Annotated in this window: 21 protein-coding genes, 1 tRNA gene and 1 riboswitch; of the genes, 13 read left to right on the top strand and 9 right to left on the bottom strand. The window is 44.9% G+C overall.

Translation table 11 applies throughout. The features are described 5' to 3' along the window. Positions 1-414 precede the first annotated feature (414 nt). The 5 genes from moaE to moaA all read right to left on the bottom strand — a co-directional run bounded on the left by moaE (position 415) and on the right by moaA (position 3,483). Entirely contained in the window at positions 415-888 is a 474-nt protein-coding gene (gene moaE / locus OCU50_RS04490) for a molybdopterin synthase catalytic subunit MoaE (protein WP_060467338.1), read from the bottom strand. 2 nt (positions 889-890) lie between these two features. Further along, the gene (moaD, locus tag OCU50_RS04485) at positions 891-1,136 is read right to left on the bottom strand and encodes a molybdopterin synthase sulfur carrier subunit (RefSeq protein WP_055319720.1); all 246 of its coding nucleotides are present in this window, start codon (positions 1,134-1,136) and stop codon (positions 891-893) included. Then, entirely contained in the window at positions 1,133-1,612 is a 480-nt protein-coding gene (gene moaC, locus OCU50_RS04480; protein WP_060467337.1) for a cyclic pyranopterin monophosphate synthase MoaC, read from the bottom strand. The genes moaD and moaC overlap by 4 nt, the downstream gene beginning before the upstream one ends. A gap of 12 nt (positions 1,613-1,624) precedes the next feature. Then, positions 1,625-2,137 carry a molybdenum cofactor biosynthesis protein B gene (gene moaB / locus OCU50_RS04475; protein ID WP_010437177.1) on the bottom strand — a complete coding sequence of 171 codons (513 nt, stop codon included), beginning with the start codon at positions 2,135-2,137 and terminating at the stop codon, positions 1,625-1,627. Positions 2,138-2,493: 356 nt separating this feature from the next. After that, positions 2,494-3,483, bottom strand: a complete 990-nt coding sequence (moaA, locus tag OCU50_RS04470; RefSeq protein ID WP_060467336.1) for a GTP 3',8-cyclase MoaA — start codon at positions 3,481-3,483, stop codon at positions 2,494-2,496. Then, positions 3,472-3,624, bottom strand: a riboswitch (molybdenum cofactor riboswitch). Its footprint overlaps the gene before it by 12 nt. 193 nt (positions 3,625-3,817) lie before the next feature. On the opposite strand from moaA, the gene OCU50_RS04465 reads away from it, so the two are divergent. Then, entirely contained in the window at positions 3,818-4,705 is an 888-nt protein-coding gene (locus OCU50_RS04465) for a YvcK family protein (protein WP_060467335.1), read from the top strand. Positions 4,706-4,804: 99 nt separating this feature from the next. On the opposite strand, the gene luxU is transcribed toward OCU50_RS04465, so the two are convergent. The 3 genes from luxU to uvrB all read right to left on the bottom strand — a co-directional run bounded on the left by luxU (position 4,805) and on the right by uvrB (position 8,893). Beyond that, positions 4,805-5,149 carry a quorum-sensing phosphorelay protein LuxU gene (gene luxU, locus OCU50_RS04460; RefSeq protein ID WP_017056506.1) on the bottom strand — a complete coding sequence of 115 codons (345 nt, stop codon included), beginning with the start codon at positions 5,147-5,149 and terminating at the stop codon, positions 4,805-4,807. A 23-nt stretch (positions 5,150-5,172) separates the two neighbouring features. After that, positions 5,173-6,561: a quorum-sensing sigma-54 dependent transcriptional regulator LuxO gene (gene luxO / locus OCU50_RS04455; RefSeq protein WP_060467334.1), complete on the bottom strand. Its 1,389-nt coding sequence runs from the start codon at positions 6,559-6,561 to the stop codon at positions 5,173-5,175. Positions 6,562-6,862: 301 nt separating this feature from the next. Beyond that, positions 6,863-8,893, bottom strand: a complete 2,031-nt coding sequence (uvrB, locus tag OCU50_RS04450; protein ID WP_060467333.1) for an excinuclease ABC subunit UvrB — start codon at positions 8,891-8,893, stop codon at positions 6,863-6,865. 509 nt (positions 8,894-9,402) lie between these two features. On the opposite strand from uvrB, the gene OCU50_RS04445 reads away from it, so the two are divergent. The 10 genes from OCU50_RS04445 to OCU50_RS04400 all read left to right on the top strand — a co-directional run bounded on the left by OCU50_RS04445 (position 9,403) and on the right by OCU50_RS04400 (position 17,999). Beyond that, positions 9,403-9,478: transfer RNA gene (locus OCU50_RS04445), tRNA-Asn, on the top strand. A 361-nt stretch (positions 9,479-9,839) separates the two neighbouring features. Beyond that, entirely contained in the window at positions 9,840-10,418 is a 579-nt protein-coding gene (gene rsxA, locus OCU50_RS04440) for an electron transport complex subunit RsxA (RefSeq protein WP_046222689.1), read from the top strand. A 2-nt stretch (positions 10,419-10,420) separates the two neighbouring features. Beyond that, positions 10,421-11,014, top strand: coding sequence for an electron transport complex subunit RsxB (rsxB, locus tag OCU50_RS04435; RefSeq protein ID WP_060467332.1), 594 nt, complete (start codon positions 10,421-10,423; stop codon positions 11,012-11,014). A gap of 7 nt (positions 11,015-11,021) precedes the next feature. Further along, positions 11,022-13,568 carry an electron transport complex subunit RsxC gene (gene rsxC / locus OCU50_RS04430; protein ID WP_060467331.1) on the top strand — a complete coding sequence of 849 codons (2,547 nt, stop codon included), beginning with the start codon at positions 11,022-11,024 and terminating at the stop codon, positions 13,566-13,568. Further along, positions 13,568-14,614, top strand: coding sequence for an electron transport complex subunit RsxD (rsxD, locus tag OCU50_RS04425; RefSeq protein WP_060467330.1), 1,047 nt, complete (start codon positions 13,568-13,570; stop codon positions 14,612-14,614). The genes rsxC and rsxD overlap by 1 nt, the downstream gene beginning before the upstream one ends. Before the next feature lie 12 nt (positions 14,615-14,626). Next, positions 14,627-15,256, top strand: a complete 630-nt coding sequence (rsxG, locus tag OCU50_RS04420) for an electron transport complex subunit RsxG (protein WP_060467329.1) — start codon at positions 14,627-14,629, stop codon at positions 15,254-15,256. Further along, the gene (locus OCU50_RS04415) at positions 15,256-15,948 is read left to right on the top strand and encodes an electron transport complex subunit E (protein ID WP_029626991.1); all 693 of its coding nucleotides are present in this window, start codon (positions 15,256-15,258) and stop codon (positions 15,946-15,948) included. Before rsxG ends, OCU50_RS04415 begins: the two co-directional genes overlap by 1 nt. A 178-nt stretch (positions 15,949-16,126) precedes the next feature. Beyond that, positions 16,127-16,762: an endonuclease III gene (nth, locus tag OCU50_RS04410; RefSeq protein WP_060467328.1), complete on the top strand. Its 636-nt coding sequence runs from the start codon at positions 16,127-16,129 to the stop codon at positions 16,760-16,762. 173 nt (positions 16,763-16,935) lie between these two features. Beyond that, positions 16,936-17,352 carry a lactoylglutathione lyase gene (gene gloA / locus OCU50_RS04405; protein ID WP_060467326.1) on the top strand — a complete coding sequence of 139 codons (417 nt, stop codon included), beginning with the start codon at positions 16,936-16,938 and terminating at the stop codon, positions 17,350-17,352. A gap of 212 nt (positions 17,353-17,564) precedes the next feature. Then, a complete protein-coding gene (locus OCU50_RS04400) occupies positions 17,565-17,999 on the top strand; it encodes a DUF2753 domain-containing protein (RefSeq protein ID WP_017056498.1) in 435 nt (144 codons plus the stop codon). A gap of 111 nt (positions 18,000-18,110) precedes the next feature. Here OCU50_RS04400 and motY read toward each other — a convergent pair whose 3' ends face one another. Further along, on the bottom strand, positions 18,111-18,992 hold the full coding sequence (motY, locus tag OCU50_RS04395; protein ID WP_060467325.1) for a flagellar protein MotY: 882 nt from the start codon (positions 18,990-18,992) through the stop codon (positions 18,111-18,113). A 188-nt stretch (positions 18,993-19,180) separates the two neighbouring features. Here motY and rnt point away from each other — a divergent pair, with 188 nt between their 5' ends. After that, positions 19,181-19,825: a ribonuclease T gene (rnt, locus tag OCU50_RS04390; RefSeq protein ID WP_017061178.1), complete on the top strand. Its 645-nt coding sequence runs from the start codon at positions 19,181-19,183 to the stop codon at positions 19,823-19,825. 65 nt (positions 19,826-19,890) lie between these two features. Next, entirely contained in the window at positions 19,891-21,216 is a 1,326-nt protein-coding gene (locus tag OCU50_RS04385) for a Na+/H+ antiporter family protein (RefSeq protein WP_060467324.1), read from the top strand. The last annotated feature ends 9 nt before the right edge of the window (positions 21,217-21,225 follow it).

The following is a 21,225-nucleotide window of genomic DNA, read 5'->3' as shown; positions in this document are numbered from 1 at the left end:
AAAAACCTAATGCGTAGTGAATTACACAGAGTAACTTTATTAAGAAACAGCCTTTAGTGTTGATGTATCTGTATTGATACTTTTTTTTAGCATCTTGTCCTATAACACCGCCAGAAAATTAACATTAATGCCACATTAAATCTAATTGCATATCACATATCACCTAAACAGACTGCACTATTTGTGAGGGTCATCACTTTAAACAAAACAGCATAGTGCTCTGCACTAAAACGGATAAAGCGACGCACCAATCCAGACCAAATAAACCCTTGAATTTACATGCAATCTAGCCGAGTAATTATTTATTAGGACCACGTTTTTTATACAAAAACTTTATAGTATCCACAAAAAAAGCCGACGTTAATCGTCGGCTTTCTACTGTTTACTTCTGGATCAAACACAATGTTGAGAGGCTTACTTTCCCCAACGCTCCGCAGCTTTTGCATCTGAATCTCGAGAATCAACCCAACGAGTCGCCTCGGTAGTACGTTCTTTTTTCCAAAACGGTGCTTTGGTTTTGAGGAAATCCATAACAAACTCACAGGCTTCAAAGGCTGAACCGCGGTGTGCACTGGATACACCAACGTAAACAATCTGATCACCGATATCTAGGTCACCAACGCGGTGAATCACTCGCATCTTCTGAATAGGCCAGCGCGCTTCAGCTTGATCACAGATCTCGCTCAGCGACTTCTCTGTCATGCCAGGGTAATGCTCCAAAGACAAACCAATCACATTGTCGCCAAGATTCATGTCGCGAACTTTACCAACAAACGTCACTACCGCTCCAGCAGCTGTACCTTGAGCCAAGTAGTCGTATTCATCACCCACAGAAAAGTCTTCAGCAGTCACTAATACTCTTGGATCAATAGCTCGAGAATCATTCATACTTAGCCTCCAGTTACTGGAGGGAAAAAAGCGACTTCATCGCCATCTTTCACTTCCGTAGTCAAAGGTACGATGGATTGGTTAAGCGCAGCGAGAAGCTTGCCCTCTTCCAATGCAATATCCCATTTCCCTTCTTGTTCTACAAGGTGGCTACGAATCGCTTCAATCGTCTTGAACTGTGCATCAACTTCCACGCTGTCCACACCAACCAGTTCACGAGTTTGAGCAAAGAAAAGTACTGTAATCATGATTCCACCTTGAAGTGACCTGATTTACCACCCGTCTTCTCTAACAGGCGTACGTTCTCGATAACAATGTCTTTCTGAACAGCTTTACACATATCGTAAATAGTCAACGCAGCGACCGAAGCTGCGGTCAGTGCCTCCATCTCTACACCTGTCTTACCCGCAAGCTTACAGACAGATTCGATACGAACCTTGTTTTCAGATTTGATTGCTTCAAGCTGAACTTCTACTTTAGTCAGTAGCAAAGGATGACACAGTGGAATCAGATCCCATGTCTTCTTAGCCGCTTGGATACCAGCAATGCGCGCCGTTGCGAAAACATCACCTTTATGATGACTACCAGAGACAATCAGCTCAAGCGTTTCTGCCGACATTTGAACGAACGCTTCCGCTCTTGCTTCGCGTACCGTTTCCGCTTTAGCCGATACATCGACCATGTTCGCTTCGCCAGACGCGTTAATGTGTGTAAATTGGCTCATACTCAAACCGCCTTATACAGAAAGGTGTGGCATAAAGTTACAAGGACGGTGGCTCGCATCCATCTGTTGCTTGATGATCTTAGTCCAACCTGTGCGGCATGCACCCGTAGAGCCTGGCATTGCAAAGATAACCGTGTGGTTAGCAAAACCCGCAATCGCACGAGATTGAATTGTCGATGTACCGATCTCTTCGTAAGACACTTGACGGAATAGCTCACCAAAACCCTCTACTTCTTTATCGAACAAAGGCTTAAGCGCTTCAGGTGTGCTGTCTCGAGACGTAAAACCCGTACCACCAGTAATCATGATCGCTTGTACGCTGTCATCAGCAATCCACTGAGATACGATAGCGCGGATCTTATACATGTCGTCGATAACGATTTGCTTATCAACCACGTTGTGGCCGGCTTCTTTAGCATGCTCAGCTAGATAACCACCTGACGTATCATTTTCTTCTGTACGCGTATCTGAAACGGTTAGTACTGCAATGTTTGCTGCTTGAAATTTGCTTTCTGCGTGACCCATTTGTTCACCTATATAAACTTTTCAATTATTAGGGCGTGTTGACCTTTCGTGATTAAATTTTGTTCGAGATAAAAGCGTTTTAATCGCGGCGAGGGGGAAGTAGCCTAGTCATTCTAAGCAAATCTCCCTCAACAAAGAGTAAAACGCTTTTAGCCGAACCCTTCGGGCAGCGTTTGCTGGTCATTTCTACTACGTTATCGGCTTCTCATGTAGGCTAGCTACACATCAAAGCCTCTGCCTTGTATAAATACCCAGCAACTCGCTGCAAAAATCAGCTCGAAAGAGCAACACACCCTAGACTGATTCGCCCAGCCTAAATAAGCTGAGCGATAAAATGCTTTAGAGTGTGTAGCGGGTTAACCGCCGATTGACGCCAAGTTTGGAGTCATACCGCTGTTGCCATCATGCAAGAAGTGGCTAACGGACTTGGTTTGAAGCTGAGCCTGAATACGATCGATGAGCGCTTGCTCTTGTCGATCTTCTTGCAACAGATCTCTCAGTTCAACACCGTGGTCGCCAAACAGACATAGATGAAGCTTACCGATCGCAGATACACGCAGTCGGTTACAACTCTCACAGAAGTCTTTCTCGTAAGGCATAATCAAACCAATTTCACCCTTGTAGTCAGGGTGGACAAACACTTGTGCTGGGCCATCGTTAACAGCTTTGACTTTTAACAGCCAACCGTTAGCAATAAGCTGATTGCGAATCGCAACGCCAGAGACATGGTGTTTATCGAACAACTCGTCCATCTCGCCGGTTTTCATCAGCTCGATAAAACGTAATTGAATAGGTTTGTCTTTGATCCAATTAAGGAAGGCTGGTAATTCCTGACTGTTGAGGTCTTTCATCAATACAACGTTGACTTTGACTTGTTCGTAGCCAACCTCAAACGCTTTATCAATGCCTCGCATAACCTCAGTAAACTTATTCTCACCAGTGATCTGATGGAACATACGTGAATCTAAACTATCCACGCTCACGTTTATATGGGTTAAACCAGCATCACGCCACTGCCCTACTTGTTTCTCCATGCGGTAGCCATTAGTTGTCGTGGCTACTTTTTCGATGCCTGGAGTAGAAGCAACGGTATGTATGATTTCAGGAAAGTCTTTACGCAGGCTCGGCTCTCCGCCTGTAATGCGGATCTTTGAGGTACCACAATCTGCAAACGCTTTTACAATGCGTTTGATCTCGGGAACACTTAAAAAAGACGAGTTTTTCTGCCCTGACGGTTTATAACCATCCGGCAAGCAGTAAGTACATTTAAAGTTACAGACGTCTGTAACCGACAAGCGCAAATAATAAAATTTGCGATGGAATCTATCTTCGAATTGTTGCGCCACGGAACACCTTTCCAAACACGGGAGGCTTAATCATTTCCAATTAAGCCCTTGTGACAACATGTCACTGGCTCTTGAGGCGTATCGGTACAGCAAATACCACTGTGCGACTTAGCATGCGAGAGCTCGGAGTTATGGCAACTGCACGTTATATTTATACGTACAGTAGCTGAGTAATAAAATACTTAATATTTGTACGTGAATCTAGCTTTGATAACCAAAAACGGGTCATATCAACAAAAAAAATGTACCAAACCCTCAAATTAACTCTTGTTAGGTATCTGACAAGAAGCATTTAACCTAAATTATAGTTAGTAATAATTTAATAGAACAAAAAATGAACATTTATTCATCAAAGAAAGTCGTAGCAATCGGTGGAGGCCATGGCTTAGGTCGTATGCTTGCTGCATTAAAAGACTTTGGTAGCAATGCGACTGGCATTGTCGCAACAACAGATAACGGTGGTTCAACCGGACGAATTCGAGACTGCCAAGGGGGCATCGCTTGGGGAGACACTCGTAACTGCATCAACCAATTGATCACCGAACCTTCCATCAGTTCGATGATGTTTGAGTACCGTTTTCGCGGTCAAGGTGAACTGGACGGCCACAACCTGGGTAACCTGATGCTCACAGCATTAGACAACCTCTCTGTTCGCCCACTAGAAGCAATTAACCTAATTCGAAATATGCTCAAGGTTGATGTCAATATCGTCCCGATGACAGAGCATCCTTCCGATCTCACAGCGTTATCAATGGATGGTCGCTGGGTTACGGGGGAAACCAACGTTGACGACATGACAGAAAAACTGCGCATGATGGACTTGTCTCCAGAAGTGCCGGCAACCAAAGAAGCCGTTGCAGCCGTAGAACAAGCCGACTGTATCGTTCTTGGCCCTGGCAGCTTCCTGACCAGTGTTATGCCCCCTCTTCTCCTTCCTGAGATTGGGAAAGCCATTGCTGAGAACACCAAGGCTAAGGTTATCTTCATCGAAAACCTTTCGCCAGAACATGGCCCTGCAGGAAAAATGACGCTTCAAGAACAGCTTGAATGGTGTGAACGTACCTGCAAAGCGAGAAAAATTGATATCGTGCTGGGTAATGCGCCGCACCCTGAACTTGAAGGACTTTGGAACTGCGTGACCACCGACCTTGCCTCTCCTAACCGAGATTGGCGACATGACCGTTTAAAACTTCAACAAGCGATTCGGGCTCAACTAGCTTAATGCACATAGCTTATAGCTCGGAATAAACGACAGAGACCAGTAAAAGCAAAAAAGGAGCGTTATGCTCCTTTTTAATACCCGCTTATATCATCAACCGTTTTAGAGATCAGTCATCAACTGCTGATATTCCGTGTACGTTGATAACAGAAGTTCTTGCATATCTTTAAAATCCACCTCTGTCACTGGCAACGCTTGCTTAACTTTTGCATCTAAGCTAATGGCGAAACTACACAAAGAATCAGCACCAAAACTCGCAGCACTGCTCTTCAATGCATGACTGATATCGGCCAAATACTTGGACGTATCGGTATCTTTATTTAGCTCCAAGTGCTCGTAGTATCCCTTCAATTCACCTAAAAAGATCTCCAGCAACACCGGAACATTCTCTTGCCCTATTTCACCGGCAAGCTCATCAACTTTTTGCTGATTTAATACTTTCATCATCGTTCGTTCTTATTGTTTGGTAATTACGGCTTCGCATTCCACGTTTGCAATTTACGGTAAATCGTTGATGGACTGACATCCAAGAAACCAGCCGCGCGAGGGATATTACCGTCACACGCTTTAATGGCTTGTTCGATTGCCGTTTTCTCAGTGATCCACAATGGGAAAATATCTTTTACCGTGATGTCTTCATTCTGTTTCTCTTTCAACCGCAGACGATTCTCAATCGGCTGGTTCAGTGGAGGTGGGAGCATGTTCAGAGTAATCTCTTTACCATTATTCAATACCACCACGTTTCGCAACACATTTTGTAGCTGACGAACGTTACCCGGCCACTCGTATTGATTAAAGCGATCAAGCACTTCCTGAGCAAAGCGTACGAAAGCCTTACCTTCCTCAACCGACATGTAGCCTAGTAGCGAGTATGCGATCTCGATGACATCTTCCCCACGCTCACGCAGTGGCGGCAAGTGAAGAGGGATCACGTATAAACGATAGTATAAATCTTCTCTAAAGCGACCTTCTTGTACTTCTTTCCAAGGGTCACGGTTGGTTGCACAAACAAAACGAACGTCCACACTCTTCATCTTCGAAGAGCCGACTTTTTGAAAAGTACCCGTTTGGATAAAACGCAGAAGCTTGGTTTGCAGTTCAAGGTCCATCTCACACAGCTCATCGAGGAACAAAGTTCCGCCATCAGCAAGTTCAGCAGCACCTTGGCGATCGGTTGCCGCGCCCGTAAAGGCACCTTTGACGTGGCCAAACAGCTCACTTTCAATCAAGTCTTTAGGAATTGCCGCACAGTTGATGGCGATGAAAGGCTTATCACCACGCTTACTCGCTGCATGAATGGCTTCTGCACATACTTCTTTACCAGTACCACTTTCACCTGTGATAAAAATACTCGCCTTACTTGATGCGGCAGAATCGATGGTTCGGTAAACCTGCTGCATGGTTTGGCTACTACCAATGAAGCCTTGATAGTTTTGGCTCCCTGGATGCTCCGAGCTGTTTTTAAGCTTGGTGGCTTTACGAATCGCGTTATTCACCGTAATACGGAGTCGGTCGGCTTCACACGGTTTGATAAGGAAGTCTTGAGAACCATGACGCATGGCTTCTACAGCAGTATCAATAGAACCGTGAGCCGTCATGAAGATAACGGGCACTTCAGGGTATTTTTGTTTTACTGCAAACAGCACGTCCATGCCCGTCATATCAGGAAGACGCAGATCTAACAAAATTAGATCTGGGATTCGATGATTCAAACTCTCAATTGCATCGCGACCTGTACCGACAATGTTGATATCAATTTCGAGCGGTGTCAGATAAGAGCGATATAAAGCTGCGACCGAAGCCGTATCCTCCACCATCAACAAATACTTTGATTTGTTATCTAGCGTTTTTGATTGCATATCCTAGCCATTTATAATTTGCATTTCTTATTATAATCGCATTCCGCTTTGCATTATGCAAATCAACCACAGCATTTGTACTGTATTTCTTTGCCTGCTTCAAATAATCAATGTATTAGCTACATGGCACGAACGATGCAGCGGCTAAATTGACCTTCGGGTCACCTAGCCAACTGACGTTGTTAGTGGACTCATTGTTCACAAACGTAGGCCAGTAGAACATTTACTACTGGCTGTTTTTTTGTCTGAACACTTTCTACTTTAGACTTTTCCGGTATGAACTTCATGAATAAGGGTGAGATTAGCTGTTGGTAATGAACTGCTTTCTCAACTGCTCTATCTCATCACGCTTTTGAGCCGCTAATTCAAATTCCAAGTTCTGAGCATGTTGATACATCGCAGCTTCTAGCTTACTGATCTCTTTATCGAGCTGCTGCGGCGTAAGCACTGTGTAATTTTCTGAAGGCTCGGCAACTTTCGATAGTGGAACCTGCTTAGATTGTCGCTGCTGTTTCGACTTAGTTAGGTCGCCCAGCTCCATAATGTCTTTAATATTACGTTTAAGCGCTTGCGGCGTAATACCTTGCTCTTCATTGTAAGCTTGTTGTTTTTCTCTACGACGATCAGTTTCATCAATCGCCTTTCTCATTGATTTGGTAATCGAATCACCATACAAGATAGCTCGACCTTCCAAGTTACGTGCGGCTCGACCAATGGTTTGAATAAGAGAACGTTCAGAACGCAAAAAACCCTCTTTATCTGCATCAAGAATTGCCACCAGCGACACTTCAGGCATATCCAACCCTTCTCGAAGTAAGTTAATACCCACTAACACGTCAAACTCACCCAGACGTAGATCTCGAATGATCTCTACACGCTCAACCGTATCGATATCTGAGTGCAAGTAGCGAACCTTAACACCATGCTCACTTAGGTATTCAGTTAAGTCTTCCGCCATTCTCTTAGTCAATGTTGTGACCAAAACACGCTCTTCTTTCACTGAGCGTATTCTGATTTCAGACAACAGGTCATCAACTTGAGTCGACACAGGCCTTACTTCAATAACTGGGTCTAAAAGACCTGTCGGACGCACGACTTGATCAGCAATTTCACCATCTGACTTTTCGATCTCGTAGTTGCCTGGCGTTGCTGATACAAAAATAGTCTGCGGAGCTATCGATTCAAACTCGTCAAATTTCATTGGGCGGTTATCCAATGCAGAAGGCAGGCGGAAACCAAATTCAACCAGAGTCTCTTTACGAGAGCGATCACCTTTATACATGGCGCCAATTTGCGGTACAGTCACGTGTGACTCATCGATAATCAACAGGCCATCATCAGGCAAGTAATCAAATAATGTCGGAGGCGCTTCCCCTTCTTCACGACCACTCAAGTATCGTGAATAGTTTTCGATACCGGAGCAGAAACCAAGTTCCGTCATCATCTCGATATCAAATTGAGTTCTCTGAGAAATACGCTGCTCTTCCAAAAGCTTGTTGTTGTCCTTTAGGTATTGAGCTCGGTCTCGAAGTTCATCTTTAATGTTCTCAATCGCCTCAAGGATTTTCTCCCTCGGCGTTACATAGTGAGTTTTGGGGTAAACGGTAAAGCGCGGTAAATCTCTTTGTTTAATTGCGCCAGTCAGGGGATCAAAGATGCTTATACAGTCGACTTCATCATCGAACATTTCGATTCGCACTGCATCTTGGTCAGATTCAGCAGGGAAGATATCAATGACCTCACCACGAACACGGAACTGACCACGTTCAAAGGCGACATCATTTCTCGAATATTGAAGTTCAGCTAAGCGGCGTAAGATGTCACGTTGGTCCATAACCTCACCGCGACTCAAGTGAAGCATCATCTTCAAGTAAGACTTAGGATCACCCAAACCGTAGATAGCCGATACAGACGCGACGATAATGGCGTCTTTTCGTTCAAGCAAGGCCTTGGTTGCCGAAAGCCTCATTTGTTCGATATGGGCATTCACAGACGCATCTTTCTCGATGAATGTGTCTGTGGTCGGCACATAGGCTTCTGGTTGGTAGTAATCGTAGTAAGAAACAAAATACTCTACGGCGTTATTGGGGAAAAAAGATTTCATTTCACCATAAAGTTGAGCGGCCAACGTCTTATTCGGCGCTAACAAGATCGCAGGTCTTTGAGATTGGGAAATGACGTTGGCAAGCGTAAAGGTTTTACCTGAGCCCGTTACCCCTAATAGCGTTTGATGTGCCAAACCAGAATCTAATCCGTCTAGTAATTTGGTTATCGCTGTCGGCTGGTCCCCAGACGGGCTGTAGTCCGATACCAAGTCAAAGAGTTTACTCATAGGTCGCCATTTCCATACTGTTTTTTTAATCAGGTCATTGTCACTCTAGGAGGAGTGTTGTTGCAACTATTATCTAGAGAAATGCTTCTTAAGACTCGATATCAGTTATAGCTTTTACGTTTAGAACTTGGTATTATCCGTGCCCCTGCAAGATCTCTTCAGCTAAATTACTCTATTTTTAATCCACTACTTTTCCCCAAAAAATCTAAAAATACCGCCTATTTTACTGTTATCGCTGTAATCTAAAAAAGTTATACAATAGCGACATCTCTAAATAATTCCTTAAAATACATACGATTAGCTGCATTTGTTACATTTTTAGATTTATTTCAATTATTGTTATTAAAGTTTAACACACACACTTATCCACAATTTTGGTGGATAACTACATCCAAGCTAAATCCAATAAGGTGTTCAAGAAAGTAAAGTTTTTTATCTTACTTTTTTCTGCTATTTTTTGTTGACAGAAAAACGGACTGTTATTAGAATTCTCGCCGTTCACAAGTAATTCCCCTTTAGTTCAGTTGGTAGAACGGCGGACTGTTAATCCGTATGTCGCAAGTTCAAGTCTTGCAAGGGGAGCCAAATTTAAAGAAGCCGTATCACTCGATACGGCTTTTTGCGTTTTGATGCCTTTTATTCTTTTTCTTATACTGTCCCCTTTTACGATTCCTTGGGATAAACCTGCACCCAAAGAACCAACGATTGTTGCCTTGTCGCTAGTGCTAAGATCTGTCTCCATTCATTAAAGATCCAATTTAGCCACTGCTATAAACGTGTCTCAGCAAGTAAAAATTGGCCGTCTATACTTAGTGTGACTTTTAACAATCAAACGATTACCTGATGTTTTTTTCACCAAGTGTCTAAATCCCTAGTGATCCTTGGTTGTTATTAGGTGAGCAAAGCAGGATAATATCGGGATCGGAATCTCAAGAATTAATCCATTATGACCGAATACCTTTTGTTGCTGGTTGGCACAGTGCTGGTCAATAACTTTGTGCTAGTGAAGTTTTTAGGGCTATGTCCATTTATGGGAGTCTCCAAGAAGCTGGAGACTGCGATTGGCATGGGCCTCGCGACGACTTTCGTTCTGACGTTAGCGTCGGTATCTGCATACCTAGTAGAAACCTACATCCTTACCCCTCTGGGTATTGAATACCTGCGTACCATGAGTTTCATCTTGGTTATCGCGGTGGTCGTTCAATTTACGGAAATGGTCGTTCACAAAACCAGCCCGACTCTATACCGCCTGTTGGGTATCTTCCTGCCTCTTATCACCACCAACTGCGCGGTGTTAGGTGTGGCGCTTTTGAACATCAATGAAAACCACAACTTCATTCAGTCGATCATCTATGGTTTCGGCGCTGCGGTGGGGTTCTCTCTTGTTCTTATCCTATTCGCTGCGATGCGTGAACGTATTACGGTTGCTGATGTTCCAATGCCATTCAAAGGCGCATCGATTGCGATGATCACAGCAGGCCTAATGTCCCTGGCATTTATGGGCTTTACTGGGTTGGTGAAATAAGCATGAGTACCATTTTAATTGCGATCATTGCGCTAGCCGTTTTAGCCGCTGTTTTTGGCGCTATTTTGGGCTTTGCTTCTATCCGATTTAAAGTAGAAGCCGACCCTATCGTTGATCAAATCGACACCATTTTACCGCAAACTCAATGTGGCCAATGTGGCTACCCAGGCTGTCGTCCATACGCAGAGGCGATCGCTAACGGAGACAAGATCAACAAATGTCCTCCTGGCGGACAAGCAACCATTGAGAAGCTAGCAGACTTAATGGGCGTAGAAGTTGAAGACTCCGCTCATGACTTAGATAACAAAGTAAAAACCGTTGCTTTCATTCATGAAGATATGTGTATCGGCTGTACCAAGTGTATTCAAGCCTGTCCGGTTGACGCCATTGTTGGTGGCACCAAGGCTCTACACACAGTAATTAAAGATGAATGTACAGGTTGTGATCTATGTGTCGCACCGTGCCCTACTGACTGTATCGAAATGATTCCAGTGGCAACAACGACTGATAATTGGAAATGGCAGATGAACATCATTCCTGTTACTGATATCACTAACCAAGCGACTGATGCGGCTGCGTCAGAGCCTAAGGCGTAGGGTTAGTATGATCTCTTTAATTGAACAAATTCGCACGGGCTCTATTTGGAACTTCCCGGGCGGCGTGCACCCTGCTGAAAACAAGAAACAATCCAATACCACTGACATCGTTCATGCAAGGCTTCCTGAAGAAATCGTTCTTCCTGTAAAACAACACATCGGCAAGCCAGGTAACTTATTGGTTGCTGCTGGTGACACCGTGCTAAAAGGCCAACAACTGACAGCCTTGGACACGGGTTTTACGTTGCCGGTACACGCACCAACATCGGGTGTGATTACCGTTATCGAACCAAGAACCACGGCTCACCCTTCGGGCTTAAGCGAACTCAGTGTGGTTATTAAACCTGACGGTTTAGACACTTGGATTGAAAAAAAAACAGTTGAAGACTTTTCGACCAAGACCTCAGACGAACTGCTTGATGTAATTCGCCAAGCTGGTATTTCGGGTATGGGCGGCGCAGGCTTCCCTACCGCGAAAAAGCTTCAGTCAGGCCTTGGTCGTACCGACATTTTGATCGTCAACGCTGCTGAATGTGAACCTTACATCACCTCTGATGACAAGTTACTTCAAGAACATGCCGAAGAAGTATTAAAAGGCATTGAAGTGGTTGAACATATCCTTCAACCAAAGCTGACCGTTATCGGTATTGAAGACAATAAACCTGATGCAATAAAAGCACTTGAAATAGCAGCGAAAAACAAAGACATCGTCATTCGTGTTATCCCAACCAAGTACCCTTCTGGTGGTGAGAAGCAACTCATCAAGATCCTCACTAACAAAGAGGTGCCTGCTGGCGGTATTCCTGCGGACATTGGTGTATTGGTTCAAAACGTCGGCTCTCTCTACTCGATTAAAAGAGCAGTAGTCGACGGTGAACCTGTCGTTAACCGCGTTGTGACTTTAACCGGAAAAACCTTTAAGCAGCCTCGTAACGTTTGGGCGCTGCTCGGCACACCAGTACATGAGTTGCTTGAAGAGTTTGGCTACAAAGCCGATAAAAAGCTGCCGCGTTTGATTTTGGGTGGCCCTATGATGGGTTTCACCCTGCCACACGCCAATGTGCCAATCACTAAAACATCGAACTGTATTTTAGCACCAACGCGTCGTGAGATTTCACCAAGCACTTACGAGATGGAATGTATTCGATGCAGTGCATGTGCCGAAGCTTGCCCTGCCTCTCTACTGCCTCAACAGCTGCAATGGCACGCGAAAGCCAATGAGCTGGACAAGTGCGAAGAGCTAAATATTAAAGACTGTATTGAATGTGGTGCTTGTGCGTTTGTCTGCCCAAGTGAAATCCCGCTCGTTCAGTACTATCGCCAAGCAAAAGCCGAAATCAAAACAAGAAAAGACGAAGCGACGGCCGCAGAGCGCGCCAAAGTTCGTTTCGAAGAGAAAAACGCTCGTATGGAGCGTGACAAGGCAGAACGCGAAAACCGCTTCAAGAAAGCCGCGGATAATCGTCGCAAAGACATGAAAGCGGCAGACGGTGACGATGCAATTGCTGCCGCGATTGCTCGTGTTAAAGCACAAAAAGCCGCTGCGGATCAGGTTCCAAATGAAGAGCCAGCAGTGAAACCTGCGGTTGCAGCTGCGATTGCTAAAGCAAAAGCGAAACAAGCTGCGGCTCAGAAAGCAGACGGTGCTGAACCAGACAACTCTGAAATGTCGAAGCTACGTGAAGAGCGTAAACGACAAGCTCGAGAACGCAAGGCACAACAAGCTGCTGCTGATACCCCGGCTAAAAGCTCTGGTGATCGCAAGAAAGATGCAGTCGCTGCCGCAATAGCTCGCGCTAAAGCGAAGAAGGCTCAGCAAGCAGAATCAACTTCTGATGCTCCAACCGAAAGCTCTGGCGACACTAAGAAAGACGCCGTTGCTGCAGCTATCGCGCGTGCCAAAGCGAAGAAGGCGCAGCAAGCGGAATCTGCTTCTGATGCTCCAGCTGAAAGCTCTGGCGATGCTAAGAAAGATGCGGTTGCTGCAGCTATCGCGCGTGCCAAAGCGAAGAAGGCGCAGCAAGCGGAATCTGCTTCTGATGCTCTTGCTGAAAGTACTGGTGATGCCAAGAAAGATGCAGTCGCCGCTGCGATTGCTCGCGCTAAAGCGAAGAAAGCTCAGCAAGCGGAATCAGCTGCTCAAACCGAAAGTGAAGCTCCGGTTAAAAGCTCTGGCGACGCAAAGAAAGATGCTGTCGCTGCAGCTATAGCTCGTGCTAAAGCCAAGAAGGCGCAACAAGCTAAGCAAGATGAAACCGCAGAAGCTCCAGAGCCAGTGATTGACGTTGAAGCTGAAACTCAACAAGAGTCAGTCGATCCAAAAAAAGCTGCCGTCGCTGCCGCAATAGCTCGCGCTAAAGCGAAGAAAGCGCAACAAGCTAAGCAGGTCGAAGCACAAGAAACCGCTCCTGAACCTGCAGATAAAATTGAAACGGAAGCTCAATCAGAATCCGTCGATCCTAAGAAAGCAGCTGTTGCTGCCGCAATTGCTCGTGCTAAAGCAAGAAAGGCGCAGCAAGAGCAAGACAAAAAGAATAATGAGGAGAAAGAGTAGTGGCCTTCTTTATCGCCAGCTCACCGCACGCACACAATCGTAGAAGCACCCCAGATCTGATGAAATGGGTCGCTATTTGTGCATTGCCAGGTCTACTAGCTCAAACCTACTTCTTCGGATGGGGTACGCTCATCCAGTTAGTATTTGCTATCGCACTTGCTGTTAGCTTTGAAGCAGCCGTAATGCTATTGAGAAAACGTCCGTCAGTGATGGCGCTGCGTGATTACAGTGCTGTTGTGACCGCTTGGCTACTCAGTATCGCTATTCCTCCGCACTCACCGTGGTGGATTGTAGTGATAGGTATGTTCTTTGCTATTATTATTGCGAAACACCTATATGGTGGTCTTGGACAAAACCCATTTAACCCGGCGATGGTCGCTTACGTTGTTTTGCTGATCTCATTCCCAGTCCAGATGACCAGTTGGAATGCACCGACCAGTTTAACGGCTGAAGCAACGAGCTTTGTTGACTCATTTTTGATGATCTTTACTGGCTTCAACAATGAAGGGTTATCTCTTCAACAAGCGCGTCTTGGTATTGATGGCACCACAATGGCAACACCACTCGATGCATTCAAAACCGCATTAACGGCAGGCAACACCGCTTCCGAAGCTCTGTCTCAGCCACAATTCAGCTGGTTAGCTGGTGTAGGTTGGGAATGGGTGAACCTTGCTTATCTAGTCGGCGGCCTTGTGCTCATTAAACAACGCGTGATTCAGTGGCATATCCCAGTGGCATTTCTGGGCAGTTTGACTGTATTTAGCTTAGTGTTCTTGATATTCACTCCCGGAGAAACCGCTTCTCCAACCATTCACCTATTGTCTGGTGCCACCATGCTGGGTGCTTTTTTCATTGCTACCGATCCGGTTTCAGCCTCAACAACAGTGAAAGGCCGTTTAGTATTTGGTGCCCTGATTGGTGCTCTCGTTTTTATCATCCGCAGTTGGGGTGGCTTCCCTGACGGCGTAGCGTTTGCTGTATTGTTAGCCAACATGTGTGTTCCACTGATTGACTACTACACCAAACCTCGTACATACGGTCACTAAGGAGCGGATACCATGCTAAATGCAATTAAGAAAAACGGTCTTGTACTCGCTATTTTTGCGTGTGCTTCCACCGGTTTGGTAGCGGTGACTCACGAGCTAACCAAAGAGCAGATAACACTGCAAGAACAAGCTCAATTGCTATCAGTACTTAACCAAGTCATCCCACACGAGTTACATGACAATGAGCTGTTTTCAGCTTGTACCTTAGTTGAAGCCGAGGCGCTTGGAACCAAACAAGCCATGCCAGCTTACATTGCTAGACTCAACGAAGAACCGAGTGCAATCGCGATCGAAGCCATTGCACCAGACGGCTACAACGGTGCAATCAAGGTGATTGTTGGGATGAAAATCGACGGAACTATTTTAGGTACTCGCGTTCTTTCCCACCAAGAAACGCCGGGATTGGGTGACAAGATTGATCTGCGAGTCAGTGATTGGATTCTCTCTTTTGCAGGCAAGCAAGTAACTGAGTCGAATCTTTCTCGCTGGAAGGTTCGCAAAGATGGCGGTGATTTCGATCAGTTTACCGGCGCAACTATTACGCCGAGAGCCGTCGTAAAGTCAGTGAAACAAACGGTTGAATACGTTAATAAAAATCGCCAAGCATTGCTTGCTCAACCTCTAAATTGTGGTGGTGAATGATGAATGAACATAAAACACTAATTAAAAATGGCATGTGGGCCAATAACCCTGCCCTAGTGCAACTTCTTGGGTTATGTCCTCTACTCGCGGTCTCCTCAACCGTGACTAACGCGCTTGGATTAGGCATTGCCACGTTACTTGTTCTGGTCGGTTCGAACGTTTGTGTCTCTTTAGTTCGTAACCATGTACCGAAAGAAGTTCGCATCCCAGTATTCGTGATGATCATTGCTTCACTAGTAACCTGTGTCCAACTTCTGATGAATGCCTACGCGTACGGACTTTACCTATCTTTGGGTATCTTCATACCACTGATCGTAACCAACTGCATCATCATTGGCAGAGCGGAAGCATTCGCTTCAAAAAATGCGGTGTTGCCTGCTGCTCAAGATGGTTTTTGGATGGGTCTTGGCATGACATCGGTACTGATTGTGTTAGGTGCGATGCGTGAGGTGATAGGTAACGGGACGCTGTTTGATGGCGCCGACCTACTTCTTGGTGACTGGGCTTCAATGTTACGCATCCAGATATTCCAATTTGATAACAGCTTCTTATTAGCTCTGCTTCCACCTGGTGCCTTTATTGGTGTTGGTTTCTTGATTGCTTTGAAAAACATCATCGACAACCAAGTAAAATCTAGACAGCCAAAACAAGAAAAACCAACGATTGAACGCGCTCGCGTTACCAATGCCTGATAAGTTACAGTAGCTTAAAACCCTGCTGAGAAGCTCAACCGCTCAGCAGCTATATAGATTGACCAAGTACAAATAATAATGACGCTCATAAGAGCGCGTAACCGATGATAAAGCCTGAGTATTCGGAGTTAATTGAATAACGAAACTCAAGCCCTAACTATTTGAAAGTAATGTCGCTATGAACAATGTAAAACGAATAGAAATACTTGAGCGTTTAAGAGAGAACAACCCAAAGCCAGAGACTGAGCTTAACTGGAACAGCCCTTTCGAGTTGCTGATTGCCGTACTTTTGTCTGCACAGGCAACCGATGTCAGCGTGAACAAAGCAACGGATAAACTTTACCCTGTGGCGAATACTCCACAAGCGATTTTCGACCTAGGTGTCGATGGCTTAAAAGAGTACATAAAGACAATCGGCCTATTTAATTCAAAAGCAGAAAACACCATTAAAACGTGTCGAATGCTGCTTGACCTACACAATGGTGAAGTACCGGAAGATCGTGCGGCATTAGAAGCCCTTCCTGGCGTTGGTCGTAAGACTGCCAACGTAGTATTGAACACCGCTTTCGGTTGGCCAACCATTGCCGTGGATACTCACATCTATCGTGTATCAAACCGCACTAAGTTAGCGATGGGCAAAACGGTCGACGATGTTGAAGCTAAGCTGCTCAAAGTCATTCCAAAAGAATTCAAACTGGATGTCCATCATTGGCTCATTCTTCATGGACGCTACACTTGTGTCGCGCGTAAACCACGTTGTGGCAGCTGTATCATTGAAGATCTGTGCGAGTTTAAAGAAAAAACAGACATCTAGACTAATGAGGTTTAATCAAAAAGCTAAGAAGCTAAGAAGCTAAGAAGCTAAGAAGCTAAGAAGCTAAGAAGCTAAGAAGCTAAGAAGCTAAGAAGCTAAACAATGCCGCACTCTTCTTGCGGTACAACAACAGAATTACAAAACGTATACATAGTTAAAGCTAGGAGCAAATCATGTCAAACGGTCGTATTTTACACACCATGCTACGCGTTGGTGATCTAGATAAGTCTATCGAGTTCTACACAAAAGTAATGGGCATGCAGCTATTACGTAAGAACGAAAATAAAGAGTACGAATACACGCTAGCTTTCGTTGGCTTTGGTGACGAATCTCAAGGTGCTGTAATTGAGCTTACCTACAACTGGGGAACGTCTGAATACGACCTTGGCTCTGCTTTTGGTCACGTTGCGATTGGTGTAGACGATATCTACACAACGTGTGATGCGATTAAAGCCGCGGGTGGTAATGTGACTCGAGAAGCGGGGCCAGTTAAGGGAGGATCAACACACATTGCCTTTGTAAAAGACCCAGATGGCTACATGATTGAGCTTATTCAGAACAAGCAAGCAAGTGCGGGCTTAGAAGGTTAATTTAAACCTAAAAGACCAAGGATGACTTTGAAAAGTAATCCTCAAACGTGGATTGACCAATAGTAGAAAGCGAGCATAGTGCTCGCTTTTTGTTTATTGCAATCGCTCATATTTTTCGCTCAATCATTTATTGTAACAATCCGATCTAATAAGCTTTACATGATAATGATTATCATTTAAATTAAACCTCTCTAAACCAGTGAGGTCATACAATGATTAGCGAATGGGAAAAACACACGTTACTTGCCGACACGGCATTACAACTCGACGATCCTGTACGAAGTATTCTTCACTATAAGCAGGCATTGAACTTAAGCGAAAAAATCACTGAGCGTACCGATATTCAAGCCGATGAACGCTTACTTATTTCAGTCATCTCTTGCCATAATCTCGCCCAGTTTTGGCGATGGGCTGGCGAGACAGATTATGAACTCAAATATCTCCAATTGGCTTCAGAAAAAGTGCTGACACTTATTCCTCAATGCCCTAATACGCAATGTTCAAGCTTCATTGACTCTATTGGCTGCTGTAAAAAGGCACTTATCGATTTCATGAAGCGCCATCCCAACCCTAAAATTGCCTCTATGGTTGAAAAAATAGATACCGCAACCAACTGTGAAATTATCGCCCGCTTTCGCCTAAATTAAGTTTACTTTTGATTAAACTCAGATCGTTTGTTCGTGGCTAAGGCGCCTACATTTCAGCACCCCATTTTAAGCACAAAAAAGCCCGTCTCTTTACATTTAGGGTCGTTCAGCTTAAACCTGTGTACGACCTAAAGAGATAACAACGCGTCGGTTTTTATCTTTACCAATTGGTGAGCTGTTATCGGCAATCGGACGACGTTTACCATAACCTTGAACTTGAATACGGTCTCCGGGTAAACCAAGTGACTTGAAGTACTCTCTTAACGACTCAGCTCTTCTCTCAGAGAGGTTCTGGCTAATACTTTTACTGTCTGCAGAGTCCGTGTACGTCGAGACTAGCACAAGGTCGATATCTTGATTGTAACGAACATAATCTGCGATCTGGCTTAGCCTTTTACGTGACGACTTATTCAACTGATCGCTATTGCGATCGTAATGCAGGATAGTAAAAGAGATATCTTCAAAGCTGTAAGGCAATAAGTTTGCAATACAGTCACTAAATACATTGTACTTTTCTTGGAATAACACCGACGACAACGACACTTCGATACGCTGATCTCGGCTCTGCCACTCTTGGTAACTGAATGTCGGGTAGCGCCCTTTCTCCAGCTCACTCAAGATACCCCAAGCCGTTTGTCCGCCTACGTATCCATCAAATTGTTGGAAGAACTTAATGGTTGTCATGCGATCGGCACTTTCGCCCGGACGCCAAGGTGGTGGCATGGAAATCAAGCTGACATTGCGTGTCGCACCCATTGGGCGGCGCATTTTAAGCTCAAAGTCCAAAATGATTTTTTTACTCGCGCGAGATGAAAACTCAGCGTCACCAAAATTGGGGATTGGATGAACTAAGCGGCATTCTAGTGGCGTGTTTGCCACCATCTCCCACGTTGACTGTTGAGGAGATGCTCCGTAACGCTTTTCTTGTGCCATTACCGATGACGACATAAGTAGCGAAAATAGCATTGAACCTGTTATGAGTTGTTTCTTCATAAAGTGGAGTATCTCTTAAGCAATTCGTTTAACAATGCAGCCAATTGCCGCATTTTTCTCTCGCGTTTAAATATGCAATTATCAAGCCGAAATGGGGTGGCTAATTTATGATTTATTGCCCTTCCCTAGTTTTTATCACTGCTATTATCTGCAATAATGCAGGCTTAATCACACTTATTTGGGCTAACATGACTGTAGAAAACGAGGCTCTGACCCTAAAAAAACGCTTTCGCGGCTATTTTCCAGTGGTCATCGACGTGGAAACCGCAGGGTTTAACGCAGAAACCGATGCATTATTAGAAATCTGTGCCATTACATTAAAAATGGATGAGAACGGAGACTTGCACCCTGCATCAACGCTTCATTTTCACATTGAGCCTTTTGAAGGCGCAAATATAGAGCAGGCAGCATTAGACTTTAACGGAATTAAAGACCCATTTAGCCCATTACGTGGTGCTGTGTCGGAACAAGAAGCCCTTAAAGAAATCTATAAGCTAGTGAGAAAAGAACAAAAAGCTTCAGATTGCAGTCGCGCAATCATGGTCGCTCACAATGCTACATTCGATTTGAACTTCGTTAATGCGGCAAGTGAACGTTGTAAGCTTAAACGCGTCCCGTTCCATCCATTTGCAACTTTTGACACTGCAGCTCTTAGTGGTCTTGCCTACGGTCAAACCGTTTTGGCTAAAGCTTGCCGCACTGCAGGGATGGAATTTGACAACAAAGAAGCACACTCTGCTTTGTATGATACGCAAAAAACCACAGAGTTATTTTGCGGCATAGTAAACAAATGGAAAGCCCTTGGTGGTTGGCCGCTTGTTGACGAAGAATAACAAATAAAGTCGGTAAACGTTTGTTCGTACTACCTTCATAAAAAACACAACATCCCGAGAATAATATGAATCCTGTTGTAATTTCAGTTTGCATCATGCTTGTTTTAGCTTTGATGCGCGTAAACGTTGTCGTTGCTCTTACGTTCAGCGCAATTATCGGTGGCGTAGCCTCTGGTATGAGTGTGAACGATGCTGTAGCAGCTTTCGAAAGTGGATTAGGTGGCGGTGCAACGATCGCACTTAGCTACGCTATGCTTGGTACATTCGCTGTTGCGATCTCTCGATCTGGAATCACAGATCTCCTTGCTCAAAATGTGATCAAACGCATACACGGTAAAGAGAACAGTGCGGCATCGACCGGTCTTAAATACGGCATCCTTGCGTCGTTGATCTTAGTGACCATGTCTTCGCAAAACGTGATTCCGGTACATATCGCCTTCATCCCAATCTTAATCCCACCTCTATTAGGCGTATTCGCAAAAATGAACCTAGACCGTCGCCTGGTTGCGTGTGTGCTGACTTTTGGTCTGATTACGCCTTATATGGTGTTGCCGATTGGTTTTGGCGGCATCTTCCTAAACAACATCCTGCTTAAAAATCTTCACGACAACGGTCTTGAAAACGTTGTAGCAAGCCAAGTACCTATGGCAATGTTGCTACCAGCAGCAGGCATGATCTTCGGCCTTCTTACCGCAGTGTTTTTTACTTACCGTAAGCCTCGCCAATACAAAGAAACGTCTCATACGGCTGTTTCTACTGAGACAAAAGAGATCAACAAGAAGCACATCCTAGTAGCGGCGGCAGGTATCGTTGCTGCACTAACGGTTCAATTATCGACGGGGTCTATGATCATCGGTGCTTTGGCTGGTTTCATGGTATTCACTTTCGGTGGTGTAATCGCTTGGAAAGAGACACACGATGTCTTCACCAAGGGTGTTCACATGATGGCAATGATTGGTTTTATCATGATTGCAGCGGCAGGTTTCGCAGCAGTAATGAAGCAAACTGGCGGCGTTGAATCTTTAGTTGAAGCGCTTTCAACCAGCATCGGTGACAACAAGCCTCTAGCAGCACTGCTTATGCTAATTGTTGGTCTACTGGTAACTATGGGTATTGGTTCTTCGTTCTCTACGATTCCAATCCTCGCAACTATCTACGTTCCACTAGCAGCAGCGTTTGGTTTCTCACCAATGGCAACGATCGCTCTAGTAGGTACAGCGGCAGCGCTTGGTGATGCGGGATCTCCGGCTTCTGACTCAACATTAGGTCCAACATCAGGCCTTAACGCTGATGGTCAACACGAGCACGTATGGGAAACCGTAGTACCAACATTCCTGCATTACAACATCCCGCTGATCGTATTCGGTTGGATTGCAGCGATGACGCTGTAGTTACATTGT

Source organism: Vibrio toranzoniae (assembly GCF_024347655.1).
Taxonomy (GTDB): domain Bacteria; phylum Pseudomonadota; class Gammaproteobacteria; order Enterobacterales; family Vibrionaceae; genus Vibrio; species Vibrio toranzoniae.
This window is presented reverse-complemented; position numbering and strand designations above follow the sequence as displayed.

Bases quoted from the DNA above. Each gene is read 5' to 3' on its own strand.
- moaE (WP_060467338.1), bottom strand. From the start codon at position 888: ATGAATGATTCTCGAGCTATTGATCCAAGAGTATTAGTGACTGCTGAA.
- moaD (WP_055319720.1), bottom strand. From the start codon at position 1,136: ATGATTACAGTACTTTTCTTTGCTCAAACTCGTGAACTGGTTGGTGTG.
- moaC (WP_060467337.1), bottom strand. From the start codon at position 1,612: ATGAGCCAATTTACACACATTAACGCGTCTGGCGAAGCGAACATGGTC.
- moaB (WP_010437177.1), bottom strand. From the start codon at position 2,137: ATGGGTCACGCAGAAAGCAAATTTCAAGCAGCAAACATTGCAGTACTA.
- OCU50_RS04465 (WP_060467335.1), top strand. From the start codon at position 3,818: ATGAACATTTATTCATCAAAGAAAGTCGTAGCAATCGGTGGAGGCCAT.
- luxU (WP_017056506.1), bottom strand. From the start codon at position 5,149: ATGATGAAAGTATTAAATCAGCAAAAAGTTGATGAGCTTGCCGGTGAA.
- luxO (WP_060467334.1), bottom strand. From the start codon at position 6,561: ATGCAATCAAAAACGCTAGATAACAAATCAAAGTATTTGTTGATGGTG.
- uvrB (WP_060467333.1), bottom strand. From the start codon at position 8,893: ATGAGTAAACTCTTTGACTTGGTATCGGACTACAGCCCGTCTGGGGAC.
- rsxA (WP_046222689.1), top strand. From the start codon at position 9,840: ATGACCGAATACCTTTTGTTGCTGGTTGGCACAGTGCTGGTCAATAAC.
- rsxB (WP_060467332.1), top strand. From the start codon at position 10,421: ATGAGTACCATTTTAATTGCGATCATTGCGCTAGCCGTTTTAGCCGCT.
- rsxC (WP_060467331.1), top strand. From the start codon at position 11,022: ATGATCTCTTTAATTGAACAAATTCGCACGGGCTCTATTTGGAACTTC.
- rsxG (WP_060467329.1), top strand. From the start codon at position 14,627: ATGCTAAATGCAATTAAGAAAAACGGTCTTGTACTCGCTATTTTTGCG.
- OCU50_RS04415 (WP_029626991.1), top strand. From the start codon at position 15,256: ATGAATGAACATAAAACACTAATTAAAAATGGCATGTGGGCCAATAAC.
- nth (WP_060467328.1), top strand. From the start codon at position 16,127: ATGAACAATGTAAAACGAATAGAAATACTTGAGCGTTTAAGAGAGAAC.
- gloA (WP_060467326.1), top strand. From the start codon at position 16,936: ATGTCAAACGGTCGTATTTTACACACCATGCTACGCGTTGGTGATCTA.
- OCU50_RS04400 (WP_017056498.1), top strand. From the start codon at position 17,565: ATGATTAGCGAATGGGAAAAACACACGTTACTTGCCGACACGGCATTA.
- motY (WP_060467325.1), bottom strand. From the start codon at position 18,992: ATGAAGAAACAACTCATAACAGGTTCAATGCTATTTTCGCTACTTATG.
- rnt (WP_017061178.1), top strand. From the start codon at position 19,181: ATGACTGTAGAAAACGAGGCTCTGACCCTAAAAAAACGCTTTCGCGGC.
- OCU50_RS04385 (WP_060467324.1), top strand. From the start codon at position 19,891: ATGAATCCTGTTGTAATTTCAGTTTGCATCATGCTTGTTTTAGCTTTG.